At 65.0% G+C, this 15,616-nt stretch carries 16 protein-coding genes; 8 read left to right on the plus strand and 8 right to left on the minus strand.

Annotated features, from left to right (window positions below):
* Positions 1–52: 52 nt before the first annotated feature.
* A complete protein-coding gene (locus tag WC729_RS18180) occupies positions 53–577 on the plus strand; it encodes a hypothetical protein (protein ID WP_372855309.1) in 525 nt (174 codons plus the stop codon).
* Positions 578–617: 40 nt separating this feature from the next.
* Here the strand turns inward: WC729_RS18180 and WC729_RS18185 are convergent, their stop codons facing one another.
* The 6 genes from WC729_RS18185 to WC729_RS18210 all read right to left on the minus strand — a co-directional run bounded on the left by WC729_RS18185 (position 618) and on the right by WC729_RS18210 (position 6,590).
* Positions 618–2,501, minus strand: coding sequence for a methyl-accepting chemotaxis protein (locus tag WC729_RS18185; protein ID WP_372855311.1), 1,884 nt, complete (start codon positions 2,499–2,501; stop codon positions 618–620).
* 219 nt (positions 2,502–2,720) lie between these two features.
* A complete protein-coding gene (locus tag WC729_RS18190; protein WP_372855313.1) occupies positions 2,721–3,452 on the minus strand; it encodes an ABC transporter ATP-binding protein in 732 nt (243 codons plus the stop codon).
* Positions 3,442–4,212 (minus strand): ABC transporter permease, encoded by a 771-nt coding sequence (locus tag WC729_RS18195; RefSeq protein WP_372855315.1) that lies wholly within the window; start codon positions 4,210–4,212, stop codon positions 3,442–3,444. Before WC729_RS18195 ends, WC729_RS18190 begins: the two co-directional genes overlap by 11 nt.
* 198 nt (positions 4,213–4,410) lie before the next feature.
* Positions 4,411–4,842 carry a hypothetical protein gene (locus WC729_RS18200; protein ID WP_372855317.1) on the minus strand — a complete coding sequence of 144 codons (432 nt, stop codon included), beginning with the start codon at positions 4,840–4,842 and terminating at the stop codon, positions 4,411–4,413.
* A 24-nt stretch (positions 4,843–4,866) separates the two neighbouring features.
* Positions 4,867–5,526: an SCO family protein gene (locus WC729_RS18205; RefSeq protein ID WP_372855319.1), complete on the minus strand. Its 660-nt coding sequence runs from the start codon at positions 5,524–5,526 to the stop codon at positions 4,867–4,869.
* Positions 5,523–6,590, minus strand: coding sequence for an ABC transporter substrate-binding protein (locus tag WC729_RS18210; protein WP_372855321.1), 1,068 nt, complete (start codon positions 6,588–6,590; stop codon positions 5,523–5,525). Before WC729_RS18210 ends, WC729_RS18205 begins: the two co-directional genes overlap by 4 nt.
* 106 nt (positions 6,591–6,696) lie before the next feature.
* Here WC729_RS18210 and WC729_RS18215 point away from each other — a divergent pair, with 106 nt between their 5' ends.
* Together WC729_RS18215 and WC729_RS18220 are read left to right on the plus strand one after the other, a co-directional pair.
* A complete protein-coding gene (locus tag WC729_RS18215; RefSeq protein WP_372855323.1) occupies positions 6,697–7,146 on the plus strand; it encodes a copper chaperone PCu(A)C in 450 nt (149 codons plus the stop codon).
* 137 nt (positions 7,147–7,283) lie between these two features.
* Entirely contained in the window at positions 7,284–8,612 is a 1,329-nt protein-coding gene (locus WC729_RS18220; protein WP_372855325.1) for a mannanase, read from the plus strand.
* A 58-nt stretch (positions 8,613–8,670) separates the two neighbouring features.
* Here WC729_RS18220 and WC729_RS18225 read toward each other — a convergent pair whose 3' ends face one another.
* Complete coding sequence (locus WC729_RS18225) at positions 8,671–9,609, minus strand: energy transducer TonB (RefSeq protein ID WP_372855327.1); 939 nt, start codon at positions 9,607–9,609, stop codon at positions 8,671–8,673.
* A 327-nt stretch (positions 9,610–9,936) separates the two neighbouring features.
* Here WC729_RS18225 and cobA point away from each other — a divergent pair, with 327 nt between their 5' ends.
* Genes cobA through WC729_RS18250 form a run of 5 tightly spaced genes read left to right on the plus strand, consistent with a single transcriptional unit; the run spans position 9,937 to position 13,817 of the window.
* Entirely contained in the window at positions 9,937–10,725 is a 789-nt protein-coding gene (gene cobA / locus WC729_RS18230) for a uroporphyrinogen-III C-methyltransferase (RefSeq protein WP_372855329.1), read from the plus strand.
* Positions 10,722–11,018, plus strand: coding sequence for a DUF2849 domain-containing protein (locus WC729_RS18235; protein ID WP_372855331.1), 297 nt, complete (start codon positions 10,722–10,724; stop codon positions 11,016–11,018). The genes cobA and WC729_RS18235 overlap by 4 nt, the downstream gene beginning before the upstream one ends.
* A gap of 1 nt (position 11,019) precedes the next feature.
* Positions 11,020–12,651, plus strand: a complete 1,632-nt coding sequence (locus WC729_RS18240; RefSeq protein ID WP_372855333.1) for a nitrite/sulfite reductase — start codon at positions 11,020–11,022, stop codon at positions 12,649–12,651.
* The gene (locus tag WC729_RS18245) at positions 12,644–13,069 is read left to right on the plus strand and encodes a DUF934 domain-containing protein (RefSeq protein WP_372855335.1); all 426 of its coding nucleotides are present in this window, start codon (positions 12,644–12,646) and stop codon (positions 13,067–13,069) included. Before WC729_RS18240 ends, WC729_RS18245 begins: the two co-directional genes overlap by 8 nt.
* Positions 13,062–13,817, plus strand: coding sequence for a phosphoadenylyl-sulfate reductase (locus WC729_RS18250; RefSeq protein ID WP_372855337.1), 756 nt, complete (start codon positions 13,062–13,064; stop codon positions 13,815–13,817). Before WC729_RS18245 ends, WC729_RS18250 begins: the two co-directional genes overlap by 8 nt.
* Before the next feature lie 125 nt (positions 13,818–13,942).
* On the opposite strand, the gene WC729_RS18255 is transcribed toward WC729_RS18250, so the two are convergent.
* Positions 13,943–15,433, minus strand: coding sequence for a replicative DNA helicase (locus WC729_RS18255; RefSeq protein ID WP_372855339.1), 1,491 nt, complete (start codon positions 15,431–15,433; stop codon positions 13,943–13,945).
* Between the last annotated feature and the right edge of the window lie 183 nt (positions 15,434–15,616).

Consider the following 15,616-nt stretch of genomic DNA (forward strand, 5'->3'; position numbering starts at 1 on the left):
GGCGGCGAGATGTCCGCCGGAGCATCTCGATCGAAACCGCCGGAGCAAGGACGTGACAGACAGAATCCCGGCACCGGCAGGTGGCCGATCATCGATCGCGGTGGTGTCTCTCGCATTGGCCGCAGCGTTGGGCATCCTGATCCTGCTGTTCGCGCTGCCGTCGAGAGATATCTCGCCCGCGGAATCGGGGATCGTGATCGTCCCTGCTGCCATGAACATGGCGCAGCCCGTGCCGGAGTCAGTCCCCGCAGCCGACCCGGATCCGATCCTGACGCAGGTCACGATGGATGGCGCACGATCGTCCGCGATGTTCCAGCTTGCGGGCGGCACTGTTCGCGCCGTGATGCTTGGACAGGAACTGCGCCCCGGCTGGCGCCTGAAGGACGTCACGTCCGGCTCCGTCACCTTCGCCACGGCCAATGGCGATCTTCGGTTCGCGCTGTCCAGCGTGGCAGTCGATGCCGGACTGGAGGGGTTGGCCGGCGCGGCGCAGCCCAAATCCATCCTTGTCCCCGAGGCGCCCGCGGTCGCTGCCGACGGATCTGCGGTCACGCGCTGCGCGGACCCGGAATGCTAGCCTTTACGAGGCGCGCTACACCGTCGACGGCATTTCGCCGTCACGCCGCGCGCAAGGTCTCCGCGAACCGAGTCAGCGTCGCGGTCAGTTGTTCGGCGCCGTCCCGCACCAGGCCGGCGTTGCGGCGGGTCAGTTCGGCCTGCTCGCCAATATCGTCAAGCGCCATGGTGAACGCGCCTGCGCCCTGGATCACGGTGTCCGCCTGTTCGTCCACGCTGTGCGAATTCCGGCCGACTTCGTCGGTCATCGCGCACTGGTCATTGACGATCCGCAACGTCACCGCCGCCGATTGCGCCAGCGCCTCGAGCGACAGGCGAACGCCCTCGCTCAGATCCGAGCTCGCCTGCGCCGCGATACCCATCTTCGAAACGCTCACCCCGACGGTGGCGTTGAGCTGGTTGGTCTGGGTGGCGAGCGCCTTGACCTCGTCGGCGACGACGGCAAAGCCACGCCCCGCCTCGCCCGCGCGCGCTGCTTCGATCGTGGCGTTGAGCGCCAACAGGCGGGTGCGCGTCGTGATCGCCGCGATCTGATTCGCCGCCCTGCCGATCATCTCGACCTGATCACACATCGCCTGATTGGCATTGCGCGCCACCGCTGACCGGTCAGCCGAATCCTGGATCGAATCCCGCGTCCGCGCCGTTTCCGCGCTGACGTTGCCCAGCATGTCGCCCATCGCCCTGACGCTGTTCATGACGGCGCCGATCGCGGTCGCCGCCGCGCGCGAGCTCTGGGTGATGCGCTGCGCATGGCCATGCTGCGACTGGACGCTGCCCAGGGTGCTGTCCGCGCTGGCCTCAAGGTTGCGCGCCGCCTTCATCAGGTCGCCGGTCAGCGTCGATACCATCTGTTCGATCTGGTCGGCGGTGCGCGCGTTGGAGTCGCGGAGCTGGCCGCGATGCTGGATTTGCTCGTCGACCTCCCGGGCCGCCAGATGGGCCGCCAGTTCGCGATCGCCATGGGACTGAGCGAGGGCGGCGTCGGCGCACCGCCGCGCCTCCTCCGCCACGCGCATGCTCTCCCGTGCGTCGCGACCGCTTGCCTCCAGCCCATCGCGGTTCCGCGCCACCATCAGCGTAGAGATCGTCGCGGCAAGCACGAACAGCAACGTCACCACCACTGCCATCGGCCATAGCTGCGCGATCGCGATGCGGCCGGGTGTCGGCGCCTGCCAGTCGAGATACCCCAAGGCCGGCGAACCGCCAGGATCGACCGCCAGGTTCGCATTGCCGGCGTCGTCGGCGGGCGCGCGGTGCCATGACAGCCCGGTAATCCCGAACGTCCGCTCCCACTCCTCCAACAAGCCGGAATCGATCTCCCGCACGCTGAAAAGATACCGAAACCCGCCCGGCGGCGGGGCAATCTCCGGCGATTCACGCACGATGGTCGATGCAGCGATGATCGCCGCGCGCCCGTCATAGCGCGCGATCATCCCGACACCGCTACGGAGCGCTGCCAGCGCGGCAGCGTCGTGCGGCAGTCGCGCCAGCAAGGCCTTCATCGCGTCCGGCGCGGCCACCGCCAGCGGCAGCGTGGCCTTCCTGTCCCACCGCAACGCGAACAGCGACGTGCCGCGCTCGTCGATCACATAGATATGTTCCGGCCGCGCCGCATTCATCACGATATTGGAAACGGCCCAGCGCTCGTCCAGCGCGCCATAGAGATTGGTGGCGGCATCGTTCCAGCGCGACGTGCTGAAAGTGCTTTTCTCGATCGATGCCAGCCTGGCCTGGACGGCGCCCGCGACCGTCGCGTGAAGCGCGATTTCGGCATTGTCGTTCATCCGGCCGACCAGCGCATTGACGAGCAGCGCGCATCCCGCCAGCGCGACGACGAACGCGCCGATGAGAACGCGGTTCAGCACCGCGTTGCTCAGGCGCCGGCTGGCCGATATGACGGCAATGGCCTTGAAGAGGGTCAACATCGCCCGACCCTGTGCCGGATTGATTAAGATCGCTCGGCGGCGACCTAAGTGAATATACGCTGGCCAGCGGCGACGTTCGCACTCTCAACGGGCTGATCGCCATCGCGCGCGGCGGCATCGACGAGTCTATCGAGGCCGAAGGATAGGGAGAACGGTCGTTACGGCACCGGCCCGCGGACGATATCGTCCGCACCGCCCCGACCCATTTCGCGAACTATTTCAAAGCCCGAGTTCCTTCAGGATCGCTTCGCGCAGGTTTTGCGCTTTTGGGTTCGAGAGCTTGCGCGGATGCGGCAAGTCAATTTGGAAGCTGGTCTGGATGATCGTCGGACGCGGCGACAGCACCAGGATGCGATCCGCAAGATAGATCGCTTCCTCGACATCATGGGTGATCAACAGCACCGTATGACGCTCTTCGTCGAGAATGCGCCGCAACTCGGTTTGCATTTTCAGGCTCATCAGGGCGTCGAGCGCCGAAAAAGGCTCGTCCATGTACAGGATCTCGGGCTTCACCACGAAGGCGCGGGCGAGCTCGACGCGCTTGAGCATGCCGCCCGACAGCTCGTGCGCGTACGCCGACTCGAACCCGCTGAGCCCGACCATCGCGATGTAGCGATCGGCGAGTTCCACCTGCTCGCGGTGGCTGCTGCCGGTCAGGCCGAACATGAGATTTTCCTGCACGGTCAGCCATGGGAACACCGACCCCTGTTGGGAGATCATGATTCCGTTCCGGCTCGGCCCGTTGCGCTCGACGCCGTCGATCCGGATCGTGCCCCGATCCGGACGCTCGAACCCGGCAATCATGTTCAACAAGGTCGACTTGCCGCAGCCCGAAGGTCCGACGATCGCGACGAACTCGCCGTCGCTGACATCGAAGCTCACGCCCCCGACGACCGGGAGCGTGCCGAAGCTCTTGGTGATGCCGTCAATGACGATCTGTTTATCGGACATAGCGCCACTTCACCGTGTTCATGCGCTCGAGCAGGCGCGTGGCGCCGTCGAGCAGCAACCCGATCACGCCGATGATGATCATGCTGGCGATCACGAGATCGTAGCGGTTGCCGGCGTTGCGCGAGTCCATGATGAGATAACCGAGGCCCGAGTTCAGCGCGATCATCTCCGCGGCGACGACGACCAGCCACGCGACGCCGATGCCGATGCGCATGCCGACGATGATCTCCGGCAGCACCGCTGGAAACACGACCCGGCGAAACAGCACCGAGCGCGAGACGCCGAAATTGGCTGCCGCCCGCAGGTAGCGCCTGTCGATCGTGCGCACGCCCGTGGTTGTCTGCACGATCATCGGGAACACCGACGATATGAAGATCAGGAAGATCGGCGACATGTTGCCGACCCCGAACCAGAGGATTGCGACGGGAATCCAGGCAATCGGCGAGATCGGCCGCAGCATCTGGAAGAGCGGGTTCAGCGTGTAATAGGCACCGGAGACCCAGCCCATCCAGAGGCCGAGCGGAATGGCGACCAGGAACGCCAGCCCGAAGCCGATGCCGACACGGAACAACGATGCGCCGATATGCTCCCACAAGGTGCCGTCCTCCACGAGCGCCCACGCCCCGGTCGCGACCTGCCACGGGGTCGGGAAGATGGGACTGTCGCTTCGCGCGACGATCATCCACCAGACCGCGATCAGGAGCCCGATCACGAGCACCGGCGGCACGACCCTTGCCAGCTTGCTGTCGATTTCCCTCACCCTTCCCCCCGAAGTGTTTGTCGCATTGCCCGCGCAACCCGCCGGGTTTGCGGCATCACGATTGGATTTCACAACCTCGAAACACAGCCGGCAAGGCGCGAAACCTCATATTTTCGCGCGGTGACCGCAGAGTGTGGCGTGAGGGCAACAAGGTAGCAACGTACCTACAATCGGCGAGGCGCTGACGCGGGGCTGGACTCACATCGCGTTCGTCAGCCTGAGCCAACGCCAGCGGAGCCGTTGCCACCCGGGAGCAGGCGCCGGATCAACGATCACGCTGAGTTGCCCATTGGCATGCGCGGTGCACTGAAAGCTGTACGTCGACGCCACCGCGAACGGCAAGCTGAAGCGCTGGCCCGGCATGATCAGCGTCGGGCCGAAGAGGTGCGGCACATTATCCGCGTTCCTGAGCACCAGGACGTCGTTGAGCCCGAGCGTCAACCGGATCGTCTGCGGCAGGATATCGATCTTTTCGCCGGCCATGTGGCGCGCCGAGGTGCCGCGCGGAATCTCGAACAGCTTGTCATGCGACACCACCTGGATCGGCGCCAGCGCGGCCCACCCAAGTCCGCCGAGCACGAGCAGCGACAGCGCGCCCACCACGGCGCGCCGGCTTACAAAGCGTTTCAACGAAGACGGTCCCATGCCGGACGATCAATGCGCCAGGAGGAACTGGATGTCGTGGATGAAATCGGCGGGGTCATGCCCGAAAGGCATCATCGCCCGCAGCTTGCCGGTGCGATCGATCAGAAAAATCGACGATGTATGGGCCATCGCATAGTCGGGGCCAGTGCCCTGCTTGACCGCCGTGACGCCATAGTTCCGTCGCACCGCCGCCAACGCGTCCGGCGCGCCGGTGGCGCCGATAAAGCTCGGATCGAACGCCGCCAGATAGTCCCGCAAATGCGCGGCACTGTCGCGCGCCGGATCTACCGTCACAAAGATTATCTGCACCGAATCCGCCGCCTTGCCGAGACCGCTGCGGGCCTGCGCGAGCGTCGCCAGGGTGGTTGGGCACACCGCCGCACAATAGGTGAAGCCGAACTCCAGCAGCACCACCTTGCCGCGGTAGCGCGCGAGCGTCACCTCTGACCCGTCGGAGCCGCGCAGCGAAAATTCCGGCGCGCTATGCGGTGGATCGAACGCGCCGGCCCTCAATCCCCGCGGTTGCGCGGCGTCGCGCGCGGTGGCGTTCGTCCCCTGCGGTGGCGTGGCGTCGCGTGCAAAAAGCGTCAGCGCCGCCCCTGCGATCAGCAGCAGGACGATCAGGGCCGCGGCATAATAAGGGAGCCTCGGGTTCGACTGCCCGGTCAAAGTGCAATCAACGCAGGGCGTGATGCCCGCGCGAAGCTGTCGTCCACATATGTCGCGTAGGGCACCGGGTGGGGCAGCGTACCGGCCTCGACGCCCATCTGCATCAGCTCATCGAACTCCTGGGGAACCATGCGCAGATCGCCATAGGTCACGCGGTCGGCCGGATTGGTCATCACGAAACGGAGGATGTTGGGGTCCTGGTTGAAATAGCGGCGGCCGGCGGCAATCTGGACGGCCTTTTCGCGGTTCTGCGGTTGCTGGTCGAGCCACGCGCCCGCGCCGAGCACATAGTTGACGAGATTCTGAACCAGCGGCCGGTTCGACTTGATCAGTTCCTCGCGCACCGTCAGGACGCAGCACATATATCGCGGCCATTCGTCGCGCGTCATCCGCAGCACCCTGGCATAACCGGCCTTCTGCGCCGCCGCGCCGAACGGCTCGCCGGTGCAATAGGCGTCGACGCCTTTCACGAACAAGGCCGCCGGCATATCCGCCGGCGCCATCTCGACGATCTCGACGTCCTCCGGCGTCATGTTCTCGGCGGCAAGCATCTTGCGCAGGAACAGGAAGTCGACCGCGAAACGGCTGGGAATCGCGACGCGCTTGCCGGCCAGGTCGCGGAACGTCCGGTAGGACGAATCGGTGCGCACCATGATCACGGCGCCCGAGCGGTGGCCGATGGACACGACCTTCACCGGAACCTTCTTGTCGGCGAGGTCCATCACCAGCGGCGCCAGCATATAGGCTGCCTGAAGGTCGCCGGACATCAGCGATTCCTTCACTTCCGGCCAACCATTGTACTTGCTGTACGCGAACTGCGATCCGCCATCCTTGCCGGTGTGGTTCGCCGCCTCATTTGCAGCACAGGCGACCGGCAGCGTCAGGTTGCAGGTCACCGCCAAACCGCCGACCGTCAGGGGCTTGGCTTCCGCGGGGGAAGAAAGCCATCGGCCGGCAGCGATCCCCCCGGCAGCGAGTGCACCGACACCAAGCGCGCCACCCAGCAGCCGCCGGCGATCGATCGTCCGGCCGGAGCCGGTACCAGGAGGAGGCGCGCTTTCCATAACTCTGCATTGGGGGTAGCAATTGGTGCCCGACCGCACAAGCGCCGCCCCATCGCCTCGGCCGGGGCAGGAAGCGGCGGCCACGCGACCTGAGGGGGAGATTGTTGTGAGACGGTTGGTTTTCGCTCCGTTTTTGTTGTTTCCCCTCGCGGCGTGCGTGCAAACAGCGCCGCCCGAGGTGAAAGACGTCTGGACGCGCGACACCGTCGGCGGTTCGGCAAACGCCGCAGTGTTCATGACGATCAGGTCGCAGACCCCCGACCGGCTGATTGCCGCGTCTACCCCCGTCGCGAAGAAGACCGACCTGATGACGATGGCGGGCGGCAGCGGCGCGATGGAAATGAAATACGTAAACGGAATCGATATTCCGGCCAACGAGCCTGTAAGCCTGAATCCGGGCGGGCTGCACGTCTGGCTGGCCGACCTGAACCAGCCGCTCAGGGCCGGCCAACGCTTTCCGATAACGCTCAGATTCGAGAAAGCTGGCGAGCGTCAGGTTATCGTAACGATCATAAAACCGGCTGCGGCACCTCCCGTGTCAGGGATGGGAATGTAACCCGGTATTCCGCTGCGGATATCAACGATCTCAGCCGCGCTGAAATGCCGTCCTTCGATCGCTGAGAGCTGATCTCCGCCCCTTCCAATTCCCGACCCCCGCGTTATCCTCTTGTCCAACGTTAGACAGGAGGGGTCATGTTCACGCGGAGAGAAGTGGTCGGCGCCGGTGTTGCGATCGCGCTTGCGGGGCCGGCAGCGGCTGCAAAGGCCCCCGACCGCTTCGTAAAGCGCGACGGGATTCGCTTCACCATCGGCGGCAAGCCCTATCGCTATGCCGGCGCGAACATGTGGTACGGCGCCTGGCTCGGGGCCGATGCGCCTTATGGCGACCGGGACCGTTTGAAGCGCGAGCTCGATGCGCTGGCCGCGATGGGCGTCACCAATCTGCGCGTGCTCGCTTCTTCCGAGAAGTCGCCACTGCTCAACGCGGTCGAGCCGGCGATGCATGACGGCCACGGGCAGTACGACCCGGCGCTTCTCGGCGGGCTCGATTATCTGCTGGCCGAGATGGGCAAGCGGCAGATGCGCGCGGTGCTGTACCTGACCAATTTCTGGGAATGGTCGGGCGGGATGATGACCTATCTCAGCTATGTCGACCAGGGCCGCTTCATCAACATGAACGACCCGGCGCATCCCTGGCCGGAATTCCCCGATCATGTCTCGCGCTTCTACGGCCGGGCGGATGCGGTCGCACTGTATCACCGGCATATCCGCGCGATCGTCGGGCGGACCAACAAGATCACCGGCAATCCTTACGCGAACGACCCGACGATCATGGCGTGGCAGCTCGCCAACGAGCCGCGGCCGGCTGGGAGCGACGCGGTGGGGCTGGCCGCCCTGCCCGCCTTCCAGGCCTGGGTGCAGGGCACCGCGCGGCTGATCCGCAGCCTGGCGCCGCGCCAGCTCGTCTCGACCGGGAGCGAGGGGTTGAAGGGCGCGCTCGAGCGCGAGGGGATCGTGAAGGCGGAGCACCAGATTGCCGAGATCGACTATCTGACCTGCCATATCTGGCCGCTGAACTGGGGCTGGGTCGATGCGGCGAACCTGGCGGGCACGGAGGAAGCGGGCGCGGCCAAGGTCGCCGATTATATTGCGCAGCATATCCGCATCGCGACCGAGCTGGGCAAACCGCTGGTGATCGAGGAATTCGGCTATCCGCGCGACGGAGGCAGTTATGATCCCTCGGCAGCGACGGCCTTCAAGGACCGTTATTACCGCCAGATCTACGCCGCGGTAGAAGCGAATGTCGCGCACGCCGGGCCGATCGCCGGGACCAATTTCTGGGCCTGGTCGGGCGAAGGTCGGGCGGCGCATGCCGATCATCGCTTCGTGCCGGGCGATAGGGCCTGGCTTGGCGATCCGCCGCATGAACCGCAGGGCTGGTACGGCGTGTTCGACTCCGACGCCTCGACCCGGGCGATCATCCGCGCGCACGCCGCGGCGGTCGCCACCTCAGTGGCATAGCCCGGTTGGAGCATCCAGCGCTATGTTAGTACATGGATCGGCCGAACTTCATCCGACTCTACGGCACCCATGTCACCGGCAGAATCGCCCATGAAGGGACAGCCCTTCCCTGCCCATCTCGCGCTGGATTGAAACGTCCGCGAAGCATCGCTGCTCGGCAGGAAGCCGCATCCAGATCGGGACCGGCGGTCTGCGCTATCCGGCACGCCTTGACCAGCCCGTCATCTCCCACGTCCAGTATCATCAACACGTTTCCACCGAGATGAGCGGTTCGGGCCGCTTCCGGATAATCCTCCTCAACGAACCACGCGCTGCTAGTCTCACCCAATGGAGTGGGTACCGATTTCCCGAAGCCATATCGCTGGGAGTCGATGCCCCATGAATCGAACAGCCGGGATTGGCATCGCGTTATTTCGGCAAACGCCGCTACCGCGTCCCGAGCCGGTATGGTGGTCGAGATGTCGCCCCGGATAGTTAAGGTCTGCGCCGACGCCAGCCCGTCAAATGCGGCACGGTCCGCCGTGACGATGGTCCAGTGCTTTCCTGGCTTCGGCTTGCTCGGGCGCGGATATTCGAACGGCATTTCGACGAAAGATTTATAAGGTGCCCGAGTTTCAGCGCCCGGATCGAGCGCTACGGAGCCAAGCCCTCGGCGGAACTTGTCCTTCTTGCTCAGAGATATGGTATATATTGTTACCGACAATTGATCGAGGCTTGGCGCCAGAGCGACAGTTGCCGGATTATCCTCGGTGCCGTAATTGCGCGCGGCAGCGCACGGCGTTTTCTCGTCCCGATATAAAACCCACGACCCAATAGGCCCGACCGGAAAATCAAACTTCGAAAACAGCCTTGAGAATGGGTCCCCTCCCCCGGTTGGCGGCAGCGCAGATGGCAGCACCTGGGGATGAGGCACCACCACATCCGCTGAGGAACTCGTGCTCTGCGCATAGGACGAACCGGCGGCGCAAAATGCCAAAACCGTTAGAGCCTGTTTCATGAATCAGACCACCCCGATATCGTTAGATGAGGTTGCGCGCCGATATCGTTATCTAAGCGGTACAGTGAAGCCTCATAATCGTCCGGCGGGCCGCTTGTCTCCCGCATTGTGAGCGAACGACGCGATTCTATCCTTCATATAATTTGGAATGCGGGCAACGATGTCGGAATCCAGGAGCGTCGGCTATGGTTCATGCTTTTCGCGGCGTTCGATACCGGCAGAACCACAGGACGGTTATCATGATCACGCGGCGGCATAGATTCGCTAAGGGCGCCCCAAGCAAGCATCCGTTGCGGCTTGCCGGCCCGGGGACCATCTGCACTCCCCATGGCAAGCCTTCTCGATCCTTCCGCGCGTGGGCGCGTGATCCTCGTTGGTGCCGGCCCGGGCGACCCCGGGCTACTGACCGTTCGCGCGGTCGAGGCGCTGAAGACCGCTGACATCCTCGTCCATGACGGGCTGATCGATCCGCGCGTGCTCGATATCGCGCCCGCCTCGGCGCAGCGCATCTCGGTCGCCAAAAGCCGCGCGCGGCACACGTTGCCGCAGGAGGCGATCAACGCGCTGATCGTCGCGCATGTGAAGACCGGCGCGATCGTCGTGCGGTTGAAGGGCGGCGACCCGTTCATCTTCGGACGCGGCGGCGAAGAGGTCGAAGCGGTTCGTGCGGCCGGGTTGCCGGTCGAAGTCATCCCCGGCGTGTCGGCGGCTCTGGGCTGCGCGGCCGAAGCCATGTTGCCCCTCACCCACCGCGACCATAGCAGCGCGGTCAGCTTCGTCGCCGGCCAGTGCAAGGGCCTGACCGAGCAGGATTGGTCGGGCCTCGCCGGCAAGGGCCGCACGCTCGTCATCTATATGGGCGTCGCCACCGCTAACGACATTGCCGACAAGCTGATGCGCGACGGCGTGGCGCCCGACATGCCGGTGGCCGTGCTCGAGCGCGGCACGCTCTCCGGCAGCCGCGCGATCAAGACCTTGCTCGCCGATCTCGGATCGATGGTCGATCGCGAGAAGGTGGCGAGCCCGGCGATCATCGTCGTGGGCGAAGTCGTGGAATTGTCGGACGCCGAGGACAAGCTCGGCCGCTGGGCACGAATAGCGGAGAGCGTTGCGTGAAATTGTTGACCGGGAACGACCTGCCGAACGGCGACGTGATCTGGTGGACCGGCCAGGGCTGGTCGCGCCATGTCGAGGATTCAGTCGATGTCGGCGACCAGGGCGAAGCGATCGCCGGCGCCGAGGAAGGCGCCCGCCGCGTCAACGCGCCTTATGTGATCGATGCGACCGCGACCCCCGAGGGGCCCCGCCCCGCGCATATCAAGGACCGCGTCCGCGCGCTTGGGCCCACGGTGCGGCTCGACCTGACATTGAAGCCCGCCGATCCGGCCGCGGGGAGCTGGGTGATCTGAGATGTATAAATACGACCAATATGACCAGGCGATCGTCGATGCCCGCGTCGAGGAATTCCGCGACCAGGTGAAGCGCCGCCTTGCCGGGCAGATCACAGAGGACCAGTTCAAGCCGCTGCGGCTGATGAACGGGCTGTACCTGCAGCTTCATGCCTACATGCTGCGCGTCGCCATCCCGTACGGCACGCTCGACGGGCGGCAGATGCGCATGCTCGGGCACATCGCGCGCAAATACGATCGCGGCTATGGCCATTTCACGACGCGGCAGAACATCCAGTATAACTGGATCAAGCTTGCCGACGCGCCCGATATCCTGGCCGATCTCGCCACCGTCGAGATGCATGCGATCCAGACCAGCGGCAATTGCATCCGCAACATCTCGTCGGATCAATATGCCGGTGCCGCGGCGGACGAAGTGGCCGATCCGCGCCCCTGGGCCGAGCTGCTGCGCCAGTGGAGCACGTTCCACCCCGAATTCAGCTATCTGCCGCGCAAGTTCAAGATCGCGGTGATCGCGGCCGATGAGGATCGCGCGGCGATGCGGCTGCACGATATCGGCATTCAGCTGCTCGAACGCGATGGCGAGCTTGGCGGCAAGATCTTCGTCGGCGGCGGCATGGGCCGCACGCCGATGGTCGCGCCCGAGATCAAGGATTTCGTCGGTGCCGACGATCTGCTCAGCTATGTCGAGGCATGCCTGCGCGTCTACAACCGCTATGGCCGGCGCGACAATATCTACAAGGCGCGGATCAAGATCCTGATCCATGAGCTGGGCGCGGACGAATATCGCCGTCAGGTCGAGGAGGAATTCGCGCTCGTGAAGGCCCTGGGCATCGACCCGCCAAAGGCCGAGTTCGACCGGATCACCGCCTTCTTCGCCCCGCCCGCCTTCGAACAGGGCGCGAGCGAGCTGGTCAACCGCAGCGACCCCGATTTCGCGGTGTGGATCGACCAGAACGTCAAGCCGCACAAGCAGCCGGGCTATGCCATCGTCAATATCAGCCTGAAGCCGGCCGGCGGCATTCCGGGCGATGCGACGGCCGAGCAGATCGACTTGATGGCCGCGCTGGCCGAGCGCTATTCGTTCGACGAGCTGCGCGTGACCCATGCGCAGAACATCGTGCTCCCGCATGTCCGTAAGGCCGATCTGTACACGGTGTGGCAGGCGCTGAACGAAGGCGGGCTGGCCGAGGCCAATCTCGACCTGATCAGCGACATCATCGCCTGCCCTGGCCTGGATTATTGCAGCCTGGCCAATGCCCGATCGATCCCGGTCGCGCAGAAGATCGCCGCGCGTTTCGCCGATCCGGCACGGCAGCGCGATCTGGGCGAGCTGAAGCTGAAGATCAGCGGCTGCATCAATGCCTGCGGCCATCACCATGCGGGTCATATCGGCATCCTCGGCGTCGACAAGAAAGGCACCGAGAATTACCAGCTGCTGCTCGGCGGATCGGGGGCGGAGGATGCTAGCCTCGGCAAGATCACCGGCCCTGGTTTCGACGAAGACGGCATCGTCGACGCGGTCGAGCGGGTGACCGACCGCTATGTGCTCCTGCGCGAGGAGGGCGAACGCTTCCTCGACACCTATCGCCGAGTCGGCATCGATCCGTTCAAGGAGGCGATCTATGGGTGATCTGCTGCGCTTTCGCGATGACGCGGCACATGACGAGCCGGCGGTCACTCTCGATGCCTTTATGGGCCAGACCAACGCCACCGCGGTCCGCATCGAAGCGGGCGACGATGCGCGCGCGCTGATCCCGCATCTCGGCCAGATCGCGCTGATCGAAGTGAGCTTCCCCAAATTCCGCGACGGGCGCGGCTATTCCTCGGCGCGGGTGCTGCGCGAGGCGGGCTATACCGGCGAATTGCGTGCGGCGGGCGACGTCCTGGTCGACCAGATTCCGCTGATGAAGCGCTGCGGCTTCGACAGCTTCGCGCCCGAGGCGGAGATCGACGAAGCGACGTTGCAGGCGTCGCTCGCGCGCTACGAGCATGTCTATCAGGCAGCGGCTGACGGCGCCGTGCCGGTGTGGAAATTGCGGCATGGCTGAAGCCGCGCGGAAGATCGATGTCATCGACACCAGGCCCGCCTTCACCCAGGCGGATGCGGACGCGCTCAACGCGCGCTTCACGGGAGTCGACACGCTGACCATGCTGAAGGCGCTGTTCGCCGACGGCACGCTCGGCACGACGGCGGTCGTTTCCTCGTTCGGCACGGAAAGCGCGGTGCTGCTGCATCTGGTGGCGCAGGCCGATCCGAGCGTGGCGGCGATCTTCGTCGATACGCTCAAGATGTTCCCCGAAACGCTTGCCTATCGCGAGACGCTGGTGAGCGCGTTCGGGCTGACCAACAGCTGGGTGGTCGAGCCAGACGCAGCGGTGCTCGCGGCGAAGGACGACAAGGGCCTGCGCTGGTCCTACGACCCCGATGGCTGCTGCGACATCCGCAAGGTCGAGCCATTGAAGCGCGCCAAGGCAGGGCTCGACAGCTGGATTTCGGGGCGCAAGGCGTTCCAGTCAGTCACGCGCCAGAACATCCCGCGCTTCGAGGTCGAAGACGGCAGGCTGAAGCTCAATCCGCTCGGCGACTGGGTGAAGGCCGATCTGGAAGCCTATTTCGCTGAGCATGACCTGCCGCGGCATCCGCTCGAGGCGGAGGGGTATCTGTCGATCGGGTGCCAGCCCTGCACGAGCAAGGTGCAGCCGGGCGAAGACCCCCGCGCCGGACGCTGGCGCGGGTGGGACAAGGTCGAGTGCGGGATCCATGTCGACAAGCCTGGGGAAGAGCCGGTTTTTTAATCCTTCTCCCTTCGGGAGAAGGTGGCGCGCAGCGCCGGATGAGGGTGATTGGACTATACCTCACCCTCACCCTTCCCATCGCTTCGCGATGGGCCCCTTCCCTCTCCCGCTGGGAGAGGGAGAGTTTAGTACCCCACGAAATCCGAGAACCGCGTCACGCTCGGCTCGAACTTCAGGATCACCTTGCCGGTGGCGCCGTGGCGCTGCTTGGCGATGATCAGTTCGGCCAGGCCGAACACCCGCTCCATGTCGGTCGCCCATTGCGCGTGATCCTCGAAGATCTTCGCGCTGTCGCCCTCGACCGGGCGCTTGGGCTCCTTGGCGGCGACGTAATAATCCTCGCGGTACACAAACATGACGATATCGGCGTCCTGCTCGATCGAGCCCGATTCGCGCAGATCCGATAGCTGGGGGCGCTTGTCCTCGCGCTGCTCGACCGCGCGGCTGAGCTGGGAGAGCGCCATCACCGGCACGTTCATGTCCTTGGCCAGCGTCTTCAGGCCACGGCTGATCTCCGAGATTTCCTGCACGCGGCCGTCGCCCGAAGCCTTGGCCGAGCCGGTCAGCAACTGGAGGTAATCGACCACCACCAGCCCGATCTGGTTGTTGTGGCGCCGCTGCAGCCGGCGCATGCGCGTATGCAGCGCGGCGATGCTGAGGCCGGCGGTGTCGTCGATATAGAGCGGCAGATTCTCGAGGTCGGCGGCAGCGGCGGCGAGCTGGTTGAACTCGGCGCGGCTGATCTTGCCCATGCGCAGCGCCTCGGAACTGATCCGGGCCTGTTCGGACAGGATACGCGTCGCGAGCTGGTCGGCCGACATTTCGAGGCTGAAGAACGCGACCTTGGCGCCGACTGACTCTTCGGGCGCAATGCCATCCTGCATGTCGCGCATCCAGCGCTGCGCCGCGTTGAAGGCGATGTTGGTGGCGAGCGAGGTCTTGCCCATGCCCGGACGGCCGGCGAGGATCATCAGATCCGAATGGTGCATGCCGCCCATCTTGGCGTTGACCGAGTCGAGGCCGGTGGTGACGCCCGACAGGTTGCCGCCCGAATTGAGCGCGCGCTGCGCCATCTTCACCGCCATGGTGGTCGCCTGGGCGAAGCTCTTCACCTGACTCTCGGTACCGCCATCGGCCGCGACCTTGAACAGTTCCTCTTCGGCGAGCTCGATCTGAAGGCGCGGATTGACCTCTTCGGACGTGTCCAGCGCGCGATCGACCAGGCCGCGGCCGACCGTCACCAGCGTGCGCAGCATGGCGAGGTCGTAGATCTGTTGGGCGAACTGGCGCGCGCCGATCAGGCCCGCGCCCGAGCCAGTGAGCTGAGCGAGATAGCTTGGGCCGCCCAGCTCCTTCATGCCCTCGTCGGCCTCGAACATCGGGCGCAGCGTGACCGGGGTCGCAAGCATGTCGTTGCCGCGCGCCTGCTTGATCGCGGCGAAGATCCGGCCGTGGACGGGCTCGTAGAAATGATCGGGCTCGAGCTTGTCGACCAGATCGTCGGCCAGCCGGTTGTCGATCATCATTGCGCCGAGCATCGCCGCCTCAGCCTCCACATTCTGCGGGAGCGTCTGGGCTTCGGGGAGAATCGGTGTCGTGAGGATCGCTGTGGCCATGCCGCTCCTTTCCAGAGGTCGCCCGCGGGCTCAATAGACCGCGCAGCACAATAGCGGGGATAACTCACCCTCCCTCTCCCAGCGGGAGAGGGAGGGTGAGGTTGATCCTCACAGCGACGGTCACCCTCACCCTTCCGCCGCTGCGCGGCTCCCTCCCTCTCTCGCTGGGAGAGGGAAGATTGC

The organism is Sphingomonas sp. (assembly GCF_041661825.1).
Lineage (GTDB): Bacteria > Pseudomonadota > Alphaproteobacteria > Sphingomonadales > Sphingomonadaceae > Sphingomonas.